Below are 15259 nucleotides of genomic sequence, written 5' to 3' on the forward strand. Positions count from 1 at the left end.
CGCGACCCGAACGCCGGCTCGTGCTCAGTGGAGCACCTGCCGCCGCTCGGCCTCGGCGGTACCCGACAATTGCACGCGATTGCGTCCGGACTCTTTCGCCTCGTAGAGCCGCTGGTCGGCGACGCGGAAAAGATCGCTGAAATCGATCCGCGCCTCATAGACCGCGCCACCGACGCTGACTGACAGCGGGCAATTCGTTCCGTTGGGCAGGAACGCCGCCTCGGCGATGGCGCGTCGGATGCGCTCGGCCACATCGGCTGCGTTCGGCTCGGTTGCGCCCGGCAGGAACACGCCGAACTCCTCGCCGCCGAGCCTGCCGACGAGATCGCCGCTGCGCACCGAGGAGCGGATCGAGCGCGAGATGATGCGCAGCGCCTCGTCGCCCTGGCCGTGGCCGAACCGATCGTTGATCGACTTGAAATGGTCGGCGTCGATGACCAGAAGCGCGCCGGCGCCTTGGGGCTTCCGCCCGCCGGCTTGCAGCAGCCGCTCGTCGACCTGCGACGAGAACGCGCCGCGATTGAGGCATGACGTCAGGCTGTCGGTCGAGGCCAGAACGTTGAGCTTATAATTGACGATCTTCAGTTCGCGCAGCTTGAGCGTCAGGTAGAAGAACAGCGGTCCGGCGAGGATGACCGGGATGATCGCCGCGCTGATCAGTCCCTGGCGCATGGCGTCGGGCGCGAAGTTGCGGAATGCCACATAGTTGAAGGCCAGCGACACGGCCATGCAGCCGAGCGTGCCGAGCACTGTCCAGCGCGCAAGCTTGATCCAGCTGCGGACTGATATCTTCCTCAGATCGGTTGCCAATGGCGGGGGCTCCAGACTTCCGTGAGGGAAGCCTTACCAGCCCGCGGTGAACAGAGGGTTAGCGGGCTAACGAGTGACAGTGGAACACAGCTTCCGCCGTTGGCCGTGGGGGCGCTTGGCGCTCCTATGCCACCCTTTTCCTGCCATCATCGAACCAGTGCAGCTTCTCCGCCTTCGCCACCACGCGCAGCTGGTCGCCGGGCCTGGCGGTGGCGCGGCCGTGGACGCGCACGACGATGCGGGTTCCGGCGGCGGCGCAGTAGAGGAAGCTTTCGGCGCCGACGGGCTCGACGGCTTCGACAGATGCAGGGATGGCCAATGCACCCTGCGGAGCTTCCGCGCCATGGGTGACGTCGGCGTCCTCCGGGCGGAAACCGAGAATGGCCGCGGCTTGCGGGGCGAAGACGACGGGCGTGCCGTCGGCCAGCTTCGGCGTGTCGCCGCCACGTGTCAGGTCCAAAAGGTTCATCGGCGGCGCGCCGATGAAGCTCGCGACGAAGGTCGAGGCCGGCTTTTCATAGATGTCGAGCGGATCTCCGATCTGTTCGACGAGGCCGGCATTCATGACCACGAGCTGGTCGGCGAGCGTCATCGCCTCGAGTTGGTCGTGCGTGACATAGACGGATGTGACGCCGAGCGCGCGCTGGAGGTTCTTGATCTCGACCCGCATCTGACCGCGCAATTTGGCGTCGAGGTTGGAGAGCGGCTCGTCGAACAGGAAGACCTTCGGGTTGCGCACGATGGCGCGGCCCATGGCGACGCGCTGGCGCTGGCCGCCGGAAAGCTCGCGCGGGCGGCGGTCGAGCAGCGCGGAAAGCTCCAGCGTCTTTGCCGTCTCGCGCACGCGTTTGTCGATCTCGTCCTTGGGAGTGCCACGATTGCGCAGGCCGTAGGCCATGTTGTCGTAGACCTTCATGTGCGGGTAGAGCGCATAGTTCTGGAACACCATGGCGATGTCGCGCTCGGTCGGGCCGATGGCGTTGACCACCTTGCCGTCGATCGAGACCGTGCCGGCCGAGATCGATTCCAGCCCGGCGATCATGCGCAGAAGCGTGGACTTGCCGCAGCCGGACGGGCCGACCAGCACGCACAGCGCCTTGTCGGGAATGGTGATGGAAACGCCCTTCACCGCCTCTACGCCGCCGGCGTAGATCTTCTTCACGTCCTTCAGGTCGACTGTCGCCACGCTCTCACTTCTCCGTCTCGACAAGGCCCTTGATGAACAGGCGCTGCATAAAAATGATGACCGCGACAGGCGGCAGGGCCGCCAGCACCACGGTAGCCATGACGAGGTTCCATTTCGGGTCCGTGTCGGCCTCCACGGCCATGCGCTTTATGCCCATCACGATCGTATAGTAATCGGTGTCGGTCGTGATCAGCAGCGGCCACAGATACTGGTTCCAGCCATAGATGAAGAGGATGACGAACAGGGCCGCCATGTTGGTCCGGCTGAGCGGCAGCAGAATGTCGCGAAAGAATTTCAGCGGCCCTGCCCCGTCCACGCGCGCGGCCTCGACGAGTTCGTCGGGCACGGTCAGGAAGAACTGGCGGAACAGGAAGGTCGCAGTCGCCGACGCGATCAGCGGGATCGACAGGCCGGCATAGCTGTTCAGCATCCCCAGATTGGCCACGACCGCGAAGGTCGGCATGATGCGGACCTCGACCGGCAGCATCAGCGTCACGAAGATCGCCCAGAAGGCGAGCACGCGGAAGGGAAAGCGGAAATAGACGATGGCGTAGGCCGACAGGATGGAAATCGCGATCTTGCCGATGGCGATCGACAACGCCATGACCAGCGAATTGATCATCATCGGCCCGATCGGCGGCGCGCCAGAGGTCGACAGACCCGTCACTAGCATCGAGCTGTAGTTCTCCAGCGCGTGCGGGCCGGGGATCATCGGAAGGATGCCAGACAGGAAATCGTCCTCGGCGAGCGTCGAGGCGATCACCGCGACATAGACCGGAAAGGCAACGATCGCGACGCCGAGAATCAGCACCAGATGGGTCAGGAAGGTCAGCAGGGGCCTGTTTTCGATCATCGGTCGCTCCTCAATACTGGACGCGCCGCTCGATCCAGCGGAACTGGATCATGGTCAGGACGACGACGATGGTCATCAGAATGACCGATTGCGCCGCCGAGGAGCCGAGATTGAGGCCGAGCACGCCGTCGTCAAAAACCTTGTAGACCAGGATGTTGGTCGCTCCGGCCGGCCCGCCCTCCGTTGTGGCGTGGATGACGGCGAAGGTGTCGAACATCGCATAGACGACGTTGACGACCAGAAGGAAGAATGTGGTCGGCGAAAGGAGCGGGAAGACGATCGTCCAGAACCGCTTGAAAGGGCCGGCGCCGTCTATTGCGGCGGCCTCGATCAGGGAGCGCGGGATCGATTGCAATCCGGCGAGGAAGAACAGGAAATTGTAGGAGATCTGTTTCCAGCTTGCCGCGAGGATGACGAGGATCATCGCGTCGGTACCGGACACGCGGTGATTCCAGCTGATGCCGAAGTAGGAAAGCACGTAGGGCAGAATGCCGATCGAGGGGTTGAACATGAACCACCACAATATGCCGGCGACAGCCGGCGCAACCGCGTATGGCCAGACCAGCAGGGTTGTGTAGCCCTTACCCGACCAGATCAGGCGGTTGACGCAGACCGCGAGCAGCAGCGCCGTCGACATCGAAAGGAACGCGACCGACAGGGCGAAGACAAGCGTAACGGAGAACGAATTCAGGTAGGCGGGATCGGCGAACAGGCTCGTATAGTTGTCGAACCAGATGAACGTCGTTTTGAAGCCAAAGGCGTCCTCGCGCAGAAAAGACGTGTATACGGCCTGCGCCGCCGGCCACAGGAAGAAAACGCCGGTGATCGCAAGCTGCGGAAGAAGCAGCAGGTAGGGCAGGAACTTGTTCGGGAAGATCGTCCGCTTGGTCTGCATAGGCCCCCGGTCGGCGATTGCGCTCAGGCGATGCCGGACCCGCGCAAGAGCGCGGGCCCGGCAGCAACATCAAGGGCCTATTTGTTGGCCGCTTCGAACTCGCGGAGGATCTTGTTGCCGCCTTCGACGGTGGCATCAAGCGCTTCCTTTGCGGTTTTGGAGCCGGCGAGCAGCGCTTCGAACTCCTTGTCGAGCACGTCGCGGACCTGGGTCAGGTTGCCGAAGCGCAGCCCCTTGGAATTTTCCGTCGGGGTCGCGCGGGTCATCTGCTTCAGTGCAACATCGGAACCGGGGTTCTTTTCATAGTAGCCTTGGCTCTTCCCGAGTTCCTGCGCGGCGGGCGTAATGGGCAGATAGCCGCTGAACTGGTGCCAGTCAGCCTGGACTTCAGGCTTGGACAGGTAGCTGAAGAACTTGGCGGCGCCCGCATATTCCTCGTCCGGACGGCCGTTCAGCACCCACAGCGTGGCACCGCCGATGATCGAATTCTGCGGCTCCTTGATGACATCGTCGTAATAGGGAAGCGGCGCGAACCCAACCTCGAATTCCTTGGCATTGTTGATGACTGCAGCGCGTGCCGCTGACGAGTTCATGTAGACCGCGCATTCCTGGGTGTAGAACAGCGGCGGGGCGTCGTTGCCGCCTACGGGACCGCCATATTTGAAGAGGCCGGCATCGTGCCACTTCTTGAGGTTCTCCCAGTGACGGACCTGGACGTCGCCGTTGAAGGTGAACTCGGTGTCCAGCCCATCGAAGCCATTGGCCTTGGTGCCGTAGGGCTTGTCGTGGATGGCCGAAAGGTTCTCGAGCTGGATCCAGGAGATCCAGGCGCTGGTCATGCCACACTTCGCGGCGCCGGATTCCTTGATCTTGGTCATGGCCGCTTCGAGTTCGGGCCAGGTCTTGGGCGGCGCGTTGGGGTCGAGCCCGGCTTTCTCGAAGGCGTTTTTGTTGTAGTACATGATCGGCGTCGACGAGTTGAACGGCATCGACAGGATGTTGCCTTCGGAGTCGGAGTAGTAGCCGACGACCGGCGACAGATAGCTTGCTGGATCGAAGGGCTCGCCCTGATCAGCCATCAGCTTGTAAACGGGATAGACGGCGCCTTCGGCGGCCATCATCGTGCCGGTGCCGACCTCGAACACCTGGACGATCGCGGGCTGCTGCTTGGCGCGGAAAGCCGCGATCGCTGCGGTCAGGGTCTCCGGATAGGTGCCCTTGAAAACCGGTACAACCTTGTAATCACTCTGCGATTCATTGAACTTCGTAGCGATTTCCTCGAGCTTCGCGCCGAGTTCGCCGCCCATTGCATGCCACCAGGAGATTTCCGTGACGGCGAATGCGGACGATGTCGAAAGCAGGGTGACTGCGGCGGCAATACCGGCCGCAAAGCCTTGAAATTTCATGTTTCTCTCCCGTTTATGGTTGGCAAGATGGCTGGTCTTGCGGAGGGGAGTATCGGTCGATTGTGACAGTGGGACAATGGTTTTGTTGCCGCTTCGTGAATTCATGTGTATTTCGGATGGAGTTCGTTTCGACAACCAAGAACTTGGCCGCCTAACCGGCCATGGACGATCGCCCTGGGAACCTTTGGCCGGGTGCGCGGCTTAATCGGCGATAGCGGGAAGCGCTGCCGATGTTTGACTGGTTGAAGCGAGGCGAGCCGGCTCCGGAGCCGCGCAAAGGCATGCCGAGCCCGCGCCTTGACGAGGCGGAGTTCAAGCGGCGCTACCGGGAGCGATTCTACGATCCCGCCTTCGACAAGGTTGCCGCGGAGGTGGAGGCGGTCGCCGAGATCGCCTGGCAGGCCTATGCGCAATCCCGCAAGAGCCCGCGCACCCGCAAGGCGGGCGAGGGCTATGCCGACCCGGATTACGACCTGTCGGTCGAATGGATCGCCGCGAAGGAGGCGATCCATTCGGCCCAGCGCCGGCACGACGAGAATGGGGCGGCGCGCCGCATTCTGATCGTCAACGGCTCGTCACGCAGCGAGCACACCTGCCCCGGCGAAATGTCGAAGAGCTACCGCCTTGCCGTCATCGCGCGCGAAGTGTTCGAGACAACGCCCGACTTCGAGGTCGAGTTGCTGGATCTCGCCCGGCTGGCGTCGGAGTACGGCCGCGACATCCACCCCTGCAAGGCCTGCTTCTCGACCTCGGCCGCGCTGTGCCACTGGCCGTGCTCCTGCTACCCCAACCATTCGCTCGGCCAGGTGCAGGACTGGATGAACGACATCTATCCAATGTGGGTCGCCGCGCACGGCGTCATGATCGTCACGCCGGTGAACTGGTACCAGGTGTCCTCGCCGATGAAGCTGATGATGGACCGGCTGGTGTGCGCCGATGGCGGCAATCCCGACCCGACCGCCACCCATGGCAAGGACGCAAAAAAGGCGAAAGAACTGGAGCTGAAAGGCTGGCCCTATCCGCGGCACCTGGCCGGCCGGCTGTTTTCGGTGGTCGTGCACGGCGACGTGGAGGGCGCCGAAAACACCCGGCGTGCCGTATCCGACTGGCTGAAATTCATGCACCTCATACCCGCCGGCCCGAAGGCCGAGCTCGACCGCTATATCGGCTACTGGAAACCCTACGCGACCAGCCACGACGAGCTCGACCAGGACGAAGCCGTACAGGAAGAGGTCAGGAACGCCGCGCGCACGCTATTGACCGCGGTGCTGGCCCAGCGCGACGGCAAGCTGGCCGCCGCCGGGCAGATGCTTTCAGAGCCGAGGCAGAAGTAGCTGCCGACTGGCTCGTGCGGCTGCGCCGTATAAATCGTGCGTCAACCGCCGAGCGCCACGCCGATCAGCTTCTTGGCATCGTTGCTCGACCATTCGGCCGGGCCGTTCATGTGGGCGAGCAGGCAGCCTTCGCCGTCGACGAGCAGCGTGACAGGCAGGCCGAGCGCCAGGCCGCGCGTCTTGAGTTCCTCGAACGCCGCCATCGTATTGTCGCGGTAATAGCCGAGCGCCTCGACGCCGGTATCGGCCAGGAATTTCTTCGGCTTGGCGTCGTCGCCGGTGTCGACATTGACTGCCACCACCTCGAATTTTTCGCTGCCTAGTTCTTTCTGCAAGGCGTCGAGCGCCGGCATTTCGGCGCGGCATGGCGCGCACCAGGTCGCCCACAGATTGACCAGCAGGGTTTTGCCGGCGCGGTCGGCGAGCGTCATGGGCTTGCCGTCCGGCGCGTTGAAGGCGAGCGTCTTAAGGGATTGCGGCGGGTCGGCAGGCCGCATAGCTGCGACTTCGCCGGTGGCCGCGGCCGCCACGGTCCTGGCGCGTTCGGCCTTTGCCCCGCAGAGCTTGGCGTTGGCATCGGCATTGACCACGTCGCCCGCCGCGGATGGCGGGGCGTTGTTGCCAGACAGGGTGACGCTGACATATACCGCCACGGCGCCTGCCAACGCCCCCGCAAGCGCGGCCACGGCCAGCAGCCGCGGGACAGGTATCAGTTTCTTTCGATCTGCCATTTTCAGTTCAATCTCCGGAGCCCGGTTAGCACGATGAGCGACAAGAAGGCCAGCAACGCCATGTGGGGCGGACGTTTTGCCTCGGGCCCGGCCGCTATCATGGAGGCGATAAACGCCTCGATCGGCTTCGACAAAAAGCTCTACGCGCAGGACATTCGCGGCTCGATCGCGCATTCCGAGATGCTGTCCGAGACGGGCATTATCGAGCGCCAGGATCAAGAGAAAATCGCTCACGGCTTGAACACGATTTTGGCAGAGATCGAGGCCGGCGATTTCGAGTTCTCGACGAAGCTGGAAGACATCCACATGAATATCGAGGCGCGGCTGGCCGAGCTGATCGGACCGGCGGCGGGGCGCCTGCACACGGCGCGCTCGCGCAACGACCAGGTGGCGCTGGATTTCCGGCTCTGGGTCAAGGATGAACTGTTTCGCGTCGCCGAGGCGCTGAAGGGGTTGATCGCCGCGTTCCTGACGCGCGCCGAGCACCATGCCGCGACCGTGATGCCGGGCTTCACCCACATGCAGACGGCGCAGCCTGTGACCTTCGGCCATCACTGCATGGCCTATGTCGAGATGTTTTCGCGCGACCTTTCGCGCGTTCGCGACGCGATCGAGCGCATGGATGAGAGCCCGCTGGGTGCTGCCGCCCTTGCCGGCACCGGCTTCCCGATCGACAGGCAGATGACCGCCAGGGCGCTCGGCTTTCGCGAACCGACCCGCAATTCACTGGACAGCGTTTCCGACCGCGATTTCGCGCTGGAGTTCCTGTCGGTCGCTGCGATCTGCGCCACCCATCTGTCGCGGCTGGCGGAGGAGATCGTCATCTGGTCGACGCCGCAATTCGGCTTCGTGAGGCTTTCGGATTCCTTCTCAACGGGGTCGTCGATTATGCCCCAAAAGAAAAACCCGGACGCGGCCGAACTGGTGCGCGCCAAGACCGGCCGGGTCAACGGCCATCTGATTGGGTTGCTGACAGTCATGAAGGGCCTGCCGCTGACCTATTCCAAGGACATGCAGGAAGACAAGGAAGCTGTGTTCGACGCCGCCGAGACGCTGGACCTGATGCTGGCCGCGATGACCGGCATGGTCGGCGACATGGAGATCAACGAGGCGGCGATGAAGAAGGCCGCCGGCTCCGGCTATTCGACCGCGACCGACCTCGCCGACTGGCTGGTGCGCACGCTCGGCTTGCCTTTCCGCGAGGCGCATCACGTGACCGGCGCTATCGTGGCGCTTGCGGAAGCCAGGAAGCTCGGGCTGGAGAAGCTCAGCCTCGGGGATCTGCAGTCGGTCCACCCGGGCATAACCGACGACGTGTTCTCGGTGCTTTCGGTGCAGAATTCGGTGAAGAGCCGCACCTCCTTCGGCGGCACCGCGCCCGCCGAGGTGAGGAAGCAGATCTCGATATTGGAAGAAGCGGCTGGGCAAGGCTTAAGGGCTGGATGGAAACGGACGATATCTTTGAACGATACGCTGACGGCGGCAGGGCCAACCTAAGCTTGAGTCTTATCCCCGACGAGGCCGGAGAAGAAGGCTCGGTCCCGCTAGTGCTTATACAGGCCCCAGCGAATGGGCTGCGGCTGCTAGGCGAACTTCTTATCGCGATCGCGGATAGCGACAACGAACGGCATAGGCAGGCGAGCCCGCAGGGCTCCGGAGATTTTCACTTCGACCCGTCATCGGAGTTCGGTTTCTACATCAATCGATTGGACGAGTAGTTGACGCGTACAGCGATTTGCCGGGGTGCAATGGCTGAAAAACTTCGCTAAAAGCGGCAGGCTGATTTTCTCGGGACGGATGGCGCGATGACCGGAAGCAGGATTTTGACGAGCTTGGTGCTTCTGGCGGCACTCGGCGCGGTTTCGGCCTGCGGCCGCAAGGCGCCGCTCGACACGCCCTATCAAGCCGCAATCGATGCGCGAAAGGAAGCGGAGAAGGCAAAGCAGCCGCTGCCGCCGAAGCCCGCGAAACCGGTCGAGGACAGGCCGTTCATTCTCGACAAGCTGCTATAGCCATTTTCCGGACGTACACCTCGTGAACCATTTCGATTACCGCGACGGCGTGCTGCACGCCGAAGATGTCGCCCTGCCCGAGATCGCGCGGGCGGTGGGAACGCCGTTCTACTGCTATTCGACGGCGACGCTGACGCGGCATTTCAACGTGTTCCGCAAGGCTTTCGAGGGACTGGATCTGCTGGTCTGCTACGCCCTGAAGGCCAATTCCAACCAAGCGGTGCTGACGACGCTGGCAAAGCTCGGCGCCGGCGCCGACGTGGTTTCGGAGGGCGAGTTGCGGCGCGCCCTGGCGGCCGGAATTCCGCCGGAAAAGATCTTTTCTCGGGCGTCGGCAAGACTGCCCGCGAGATGGATTTCGCGCTCGCCGCCGGCATTCTCTGCTTCAACGTCGAGTCCGAACCCGAACTGGAACTGCTTTCGGCGCGCGCGGTTGCCGCCGGAAAGATCGCGCCGGTCTCGCTGCGCATCAATCCGGATGTCGACGCCAAGACCCACAGGAAGATTTCGACCGGCAAGGCCGAAAACAAGTTCGGCATCCCCTGGCAGCGCGCCCGGCAGGTCTATGCGCGCGCCGCCGGACTGCCGGGCATAAAGGTCACCGGCATCGATACTCACATCGGCAGTCAGATCACGGATTTGCAACCTTTCGACGATGCTTTTGCGCTGCTGGTGGAACTGGTTGGCACGCTGAAGGCGGACGGCCACACCATCGAGCACATCGACCTCGGCGGCGGTCTGGGCATCCCCTACCGCACCGACAATTCGCCGCCGCCGCTGCCCGACGCCTATTCGGCGATCGTGAAGAAGCATGTCGGGAAGCTCGGGCTGAAGGTGATGTTCGAGCCGGGCCGGCTGATCGTCGGCAACGCCGGCATACTGGTTTCGGAAGTGATCTTCGTGAAGGAGGGCGACGCGAAGAACTTCCTGATCGTCGATGCCGCCATGAACGACCTGATCCGCCCGACGCTCTACGACGCGTTCCACGACATCAGGCCGGTTGTGCAGCAGCCGGCCGACGCGCCGCGCATGATCGCCGACATTGTCGGGCCTGTCTGCGAAACCGGCGACTATATCGGCCACGACCGCGACCTGCCGCGGCTGAAGGCGGGCGACCTGATTGCGGTCATGACGGCGGGCGCCTACGGCGCGGTCCAGGCAGGCACCTACAATACGCGGCTTCTGGTGCCGGAAGTGCTGGTCAAGGGCGACGCGTTTCATGTCGTGCGGCCGCGGCCGAGCTACGACGAACTGATCGGGCTGGACAGCGTTCCGGATTGGTTTTGAGGTGAACTCCCCTCGAGGGCACGGATACCACCCCCGATCACGTTTTCGCCAGCCGCCTCGCCTTTGCCGTGTTTGCTGCTATCTTTTCGAGTCGTAGGCCGCGCCATCCCGCGCGGCCCATGCTGGAAAGGGCCGATGGTCGAGACGCCCGAAAACAGGAAAGACAACAGTTTTGCCGGACGGCTGGCCCGCACCAGGGTGGCGGTCTGGACCGCGATGGTGGTGGAGCGCGGCTGGCCTCTGGTCCTGCCGCTGGTCGTCGTCGCCAGCCTGTTCGTCAGCCTTTCCTGGCTCGGCGCATTCCGCATCATGCCCGACATGGCCCGTTTCGCAACCATGGCGCTGCTGGCGCTCGCGGCGGTGGCCGCGCTCTATCCGCTGCGCTTCTTCAGGAAGCCGACGACGGCCGAGATCGACCGCCGCATCGAAGCCGCCAACGAATTGCTCCACACGCCGGTGCTGGCGCAGACGGACCGGCTAAGCGGCAAGGAAACAAATTTCTCGCAGGCGCTGTGGCGCGAGCACCAGAAGCGCATGGCCGAAAGGCTGGGCAGGGTCGGCGGCGATCTGCCCAGAACCCGCGTGCCGGAGCGCGACCCGTGGGGCATCCGCGCCGCGGCCGCCCTCCTGCTTTTCGTCGCCTTCGCTTTTTCCTACGGGCCGTTCGGCGGCAGCCTCGGCGACGGTTTCCGGGCGCATGCCGCGCGCGAGACCATCCCGCCGCGCATAGATGCCTGGGTGACGCCGCCGCCCTATACCGGCAAGGCGCCGATCTTCCTGACTGCCGACGCCGACCGCGCTGAGGGCGCGGTGACCGTGCCCGAGGGCAGCAACGTGACGTTGCGGGTGACCGGCGGCCCCGGCGACGAGGCATTGGTTTTCACCGACGGCAGGGGCAACGAACACGAAATCTCGCCTGCGGGCGGCGCGCCGGCCGCGGATGCGCCGAAGCCGGCCGCCGACAACGTCAATACTGGCGCGAAGCAGTTTGCAGCGAAGCTGTCGGGCGACGGCGTGCTGGCGTTGCGGTCGGGCGAAGAGGAACTCGAAAGCTGGGCCTTCGCAGTTACGCCCGACAAGGCGCCGGTGATCCGCTTCGCGGGCGAACCGAAGCGGGCGGTGAACGGCGCGTTCGAGCTCACCTACGAGATCGAGGACGACTATGGTGCTGCGTCCGCCAAGGCCGAATTCGCGCTGACCGACAAGCCCGCCGAAGGCGCGCGGCCGCTCTACAAGGCGCCGGAAATGCCGCTGGCCATCCCCCGCCGCGGCAGCGTCGCCGGCAAGGCGAACCGGGATCTCACCGAGCATGTGTGGGCCGGCTCCGGCGTCGAGCTGACGCTGAAGGCGGTCGACGATGCCGGCCAGGAGGCGAGGAGCGAGACCAAGTCGATCACTCTGCCGGAGCGGCCCTTTTCCAATCCGCTCGCCAGAGCGGTCGTTGAATTGCGCAAGATCTTGTCGCTGGACGCCAACCGCAAGCCTTATGTGATCGAACTGATCGACGCGATAACGCTGCGGCCGGAAGACACGTTTGAAAACCTGTCGCACTATCTCGGCATCATGACCGGCCGCACCAGGCTCGAAATGGCCGAGAGCGACGACCAGTTGCGCGACGTGGCGGACTATCTGTGGCAGATGGCGCTGCAGATCGAGGACGGCGACCTCACGGAGGCCGAGAAGCGCCTGCGCCAGGCGCAGGAAGCCTTGAAGCAGGCGCTGGAGGACGGCGCCAGCGACGAGGAAATCGACAAATTGATGAAGGAACTGCGCGAGGCGATGAACGAATTCCTGCGCGAATTCGCCGAGCGCGCCGCGCGCGACCCGAACCTGGCGATGCCCGAGATGCAGCCCGGACAGGAGCTGCGCCAGAGCGATCTCGAGCGGATGATGGACCAGATCGAGAACCTGGCCAAATCGGGCAATCGCGATCAGGCGAAGGATCTCCTGGCGCAGTTGCAGGACATGATGAACAACCTGCAGGCCGGGCGCCAGCAACAGCAGGGCCAGAACGGCCAGCAAAGCGAGATGCGCCAGCAGATGGACAAGCTCGGCGAGATCATGCGCCGCCAGCAGGAGATGATGAACGAGACTTTCCGCATGGACCAGATGCAGCGCGGCCAGCAGCAGCAGGGCCAGCAGGGCGAAGGTCAACAGGGCCAGCAGGGTCAGCAGGGCGAACAGGGTCAGCAGCCCGGCGGCCAGCAGCCGGGCATGACGCCCGAGGAATTCGCCGAGGCGCTGAAACAGCTCCAGGAAGGCCAGGGCCAGTTGCAGGGCGATCTTGAGGGCCTGATGAAGGGCCTCGAAGGTATGGGCATCCAGCCCGGCGAAGGTTTTGGCGAAGCCGGCGAAGCGATGGGCGAGGCCGAAGGCGCGCTCGGCGAAGGCGAAGGCGAACGCGCCGTCGGCGAGCAGGGCCGCGCACTGGAAGCGCTGCGCCGCGGCGCCCAGGACATGATGCAGCAGATGCAGCAGGCCATGCAGGGCGACCAGGGCGAGGGCCAGGAAGGCGGACGCCAGCAGAACGCCGACCGCGACCCGCTCGGCCGGCCGCGCGCCACCACCGGTCCGGATTTCGGCAGGTCGGTCGAGGTGCCCGACGAGATCGACGTGCAGCGCGCCCGCCAAATCCTCGACGCCATCCGCAAGCGGCTCGGCAACGCGCTGTCGCCGGCGCTTGAGAAGGATTATCTCGAACGGCTGCTCGAGCTGAATTAGCGATTCAGGTGGTGCCGGCCTTGGCTGCAAAGGCGACTTCTGCGCTAGCGGCGTCTGTCAGGCCGGCCTAAACTGAGCGTCAAATCCAGGGATCATCGCCCATGCCCACCCTCGGCGCGGTCATACCCATCCTGCGCATCTTCGATATCGACAAGGCGCGAGAATTCTATGTCGGCTTCCTCAGCTTCGAGGTGCAGTGGGAGCACCGTTTCGACGAGAACTCGCCGCTCTATATGGAAGTGGTGCGCGACGGCTGCGCGCTGCATCTGAGCGAGCATTATGGCGACGCCTCGCCGGGTTCGGCCGTCCGCATCCGCGTCGAGGACATCACCGGCCTGCATCGCGAGCTGCGGGCCAGGGACTATCGCTTCGCCAAGCCAGGCCTTGAAGAGATGCCGTGGAAGACGCGCGAAGTGTCGATCACCGATCTGTTCGGCAACCGACTGCATTTCTTCGAGGAAATGGCGGATTACCGGCGTCGGCCGAAGCCGGTGGAGGACTCAACGGTCAGAGCCTTCCATACTCGTGCCGCCGCTTGTACAGTCTGAACTCACTGCCTCGACCCCCCGGCTACGTGGATTCCATGCCGCCGGTCGGGCCATTGCCTGCGCTGGGCACCACCCCGAAATCCTGAGATTTAATACCACTTTCCGCGGTGATGAAGCCATCGGCAGTGAGACCGCGGCGCAGCAACTCACGTACCGCCGCCGCCCTGCTCGGCATACGTTTCTCAAACCGCCAGTTTTCAAGCGCCTCGAGTTCCTCGGCATTCAACATGATCTGCAAGCGTTCGGCCCGCTCAAGCTGTGACATGTCTCATCCTCAAACAAAGACAAAGCCGTAGAGTTAGTAACTTAGGTATCTGCTGCTTTTTGGCAATAGGCTACTTACCTGGCAAAAACACGAAATGCGTATCAAGCGGCAATAGCGGGTATGGTGCTTATGCCGCCAATACATTAAGCTGCTAACTATCTGTTTTCATTAAATAATTTTCGGATTTTCTCTTGATTTGATGGAAGCATGGGCGCATGCTTTGGAGAGAAGTTGTGATTGGTGAAGCCATGAAGACAACATTTTCCAACCGGCTGAGCGAGGACATCATCCGCACTCTGGAGTTTGCGATCCGCGACTTCGGGACGGCCAACGTTTCCGTTCTGGCCGAGCAAATCCGGAAACGGAACGAGGCGGAAAACGTCGCCCTGGAGGACATTGTCGAGAATCTGACCGAGCGGGCGATACTGAGGGGTGCCGCTATCGAATTAGACAGCGCGAGTTTGGAACACTACGAGGACAATCCGCGCGCGCCGTCGTAGGCATGGTCGGCAAAATCCGCGGTAGCGCATGCCTGTCATGCGCTACCGCCCATCGCAGCCGCATCCTTCGCCATGAAGCGCTGGAACGCAGGACGGGTAGTGAGTCGGCCAAGATAGTCCTCGAATATCTGCTTCTTCGGCAGCACGCCCAGGATGTTGATGGCGAAGTGGATGCCGCTGCCGAGTTGGGTGTCGGCGGCGGTGAATTTGTCGCCGGCGATATAGGGCCGCGCGGAAAGCGTCTTTTCCAGATGGCGGACCATGTCGTCGAAGGCGCCGAACGAGAAATCGTTGCTGACATATTCCCAGCCTTGCGCCCGCGCGGCCACGCACGGGTCGAACACGGAATCGCAGTAGACCAGCCAGCTCAGAAAGGCCGCGCGATTGCTGTCGCCGACCGCCGGCGCCAGCCCGGCCTCGGGGAATTTCTCGGTGAGATAGAGGCAGATCGCGGCGCGCTCGGTGACGACGGTGCCGTCATCGACAATGGCTGGCACCTTCTTGTTGGGCTGGATGTCGCGGTAGCTCTCCGGCACGCCGCCCGGCGCGCGTATGTCGACCGGCTCGATCGAAAGGCTGGCCGAGCTCCTCCAGAAACCAGTGGACGCTGGACGAACGGGACCAGGGCGCGTGATGGAATTTGATCATCGTCGTCTCCCTGCAAGCGGCTTCGAAGGCTTGAAGATAGCAGACGCCTCCTGACCGACCAGA

Annotated in this window: 13 protein-coding genes and 2 pseudogenes; 7 read left to right on the forward strand and 8 right to left on the reverse strand. The window is 63.5% G+C overall.

What is annotated here, in order from left to right; translation table 11 throughout:
• Positions 1-24 precede the first annotated feature (24 nt).
• The 5 genes from ACG873_RS20715 to ugpB all read right to left on the reverse strand — a co-directional run bounded on the left by ACG873_RS20715 (position 25) and on the right by ugpB (position 5150).
• Positions 25-810 (reverse strand): GGDEF domain-containing protein, encoded by a 786-nt coding sequence (locus ACG873_RS20715; RefSeq protein ID WP_394887214.1) that lies wholly within the window; start codon positions 808-810, stop codon positions 25-27.
• A gap of 124 nt (positions 811-934) precedes the next feature.
• Positions 935-1996 (reverse strand): sn-glycerol-3-phosphate ABC transporter ATP-binding protein UgpC, encoded by a 1062-nt coding sequence (gene ugpC, locus ACG873_RS20720; protein WP_394887216.1) that lies wholly within the window; start codon positions 1994-1996, stop codon positions 935-937.
• A gap of 4 nt (positions 1997-2000) precedes the next feature.
• Positions 2001-2849: a sn-glycerol-3-phosphate ABC transporter permease UgpE gene (gene ugpE / locus ACG873_RS20725; RefSeq protein WP_394887218.1), complete on the reverse strand. Its 849-nt coding sequence runs from the start codon at positions 2847-2849 to the stop codon at positions 2001-2003.
• A 10-nt stretch (positions 2850-2859) separates the two neighbouring features.
• A complete protein-coding gene (ugpA, locus tag ACG873_RS20730) occupies positions 2860-3744 on the reverse strand; it encodes a sn-glycerol-3-phosphate ABC transporter permease UgpA (RefSeq protein ID WP_394887220.1) in 885 nt (294 codons plus the stop codon).
• Between the two features lie 77 nt (positions 3745-3821).
• On the reverse strand, positions 3822-5150 hold the full coding sequence (gene ugpB / locus ACG873_RS20735; protein ID WP_394887221.1) for a sn-glycerol-3-phosphate ABC transporter substrate-binding protein UgpB: 1329 nt from the start codon (positions 5148-5150) through the stop codon (positions 3822-3824).
• Between the two features lie 230 nt (positions 5151-5380).
• Between ugpB and ACG873_RS20740 the strand changes: the two genes are divergently transcribed.
• Complete coding sequence (locus tag ACG873_RS20740) at positions 5381-6484, forward strand: flavodoxin family protein (RefSeq protein WP_394887223.1); 1104 nt, start codon at positions 5381-5383, stop codon at positions 6482-6484.
• Between the two features lie 41 nt (positions 6485-6525).
• Here ACG873_RS20740 and tlpA read toward each other — a convergent pair whose 3' ends face one another.
• Positions 6526-7215 (reverse strand): thiol:disulfide interchange protein TlpA, encoded by a 690-nt coding sequence (gene tlpA, locus ACG873_RS20745; RefSeq protein ID WP_394887225.1) that lies wholly within the window; start codon positions 7213-7215, stop codon positions 6526-6528.
• Between the two features lie 33 nt (positions 7216-7248).
• On the opposite strand from tlpA, the pseudogene argH reads away from it, so the two are divergent.
• The 5 genes and pseudogenes from argH (at position 7249) to ACG873_RS20770 (ending at position 13783) form a co-directional block, all read left to right on the forward strand.
• A pseudogene (gene argH / locus ACG873_RS20750) lies at positions 7249-8650 on the forward strand (argininosuccinate lyase).
• A 370-nt stretch (positions 8651-9020) separates the two neighbouring features.
• Positions 9021-9227: an LPS translocon maturation chaperone LptM gene (gene lptM / locus ACG873_RS20755; protein WP_394887227.1), complete on the forward strand. Its 207-nt coding sequence runs from the start codon at positions 9021-9023 to the stop codon at positions 9225-9227.
• A gap of 22 nt (positions 9228-9249) precedes the next feature.
• A pseudogene (lysA, locus tag ACG873_RS20760) lies at positions 9250-10514 on the forward strand (diaminopimelate decarboxylase).
• A 135-nt stretch (positions 10515-10649) separates the two neighbouring features.
• On the forward strand, positions 10650-13235 hold the full coding sequence (locus ACG873_RS20765) for a TIGR02302 family protein (protein ID WP_394887228.1): 2586 nt from the start codon (positions 10650-10652) through the stop codon (positions 13233-13235).
• A gap of 101 nt (positions 13236-13336) precedes the next feature.
• A complete protein-coding gene (locus ACG873_RS20770; RefSeq protein WP_394887230.1) occupies positions 13337-13783 on the forward strand; it encodes a glyoxalase superfamily protein in 447 nt (148 codons plus the stop codon).
• A 22-nt stretch (positions 13784-13805) separates the two neighbouring features.
• On the opposite strand, the gene ACG873_RS20775 is transcribed toward ACG873_RS20770, so the two are convergent.
• Positions 13806-14048: a hypothetical protein gene (locus ACG873_RS20775; protein ID WP_394887231.1), complete on the reverse strand. Its 243-nt coding sequence runs from the start codon at positions 14046-14048 to the stop codon at positions 13806-13808.
• Positions 14049-14296: 248 nt separating this feature from the next.
• On the opposite strand from ACG873_RS20775, the gene ACG873_RS20780 reads away from it, so the two are divergent.
• The gene (locus tag ACG873_RS20780) at positions 14297-14548 is read left to right on the forward strand and encodes a hypothetical protein (RefSeq protein ID WP_394887233.1); all 252 of its coding nucleotides are present in this window, start codon (positions 14297-14299) and stop codon (positions 14546-14548) included.
• A gap of 35 nt (positions 14549-14583) precedes the next feature.
• On the opposite strand, the gene ACG873_RS20785 is transcribed toward ACG873_RS20780, so the two are convergent.
• On the reverse strand, positions 14584-15084 hold the full coding sequence (locus ACG873_RS20785) for a glutathione S-transferase family protein (RefSeq protein ID WP_394887235.1): 501 nt from the start codon (positions 15082-15084) through the stop codon (positions 14584-14586).
• Positions 15085-15259: the final 175 nt, after the last annotated feature.

This window comes from Allomesorhizobium aridi (assembly GCF_043769475.1).
GTDB lineage: Bacteria > Pseudomonadota > Alphaproteobacteria > Rhizobiales > Rhizobiaceae > Allomesorhizobium.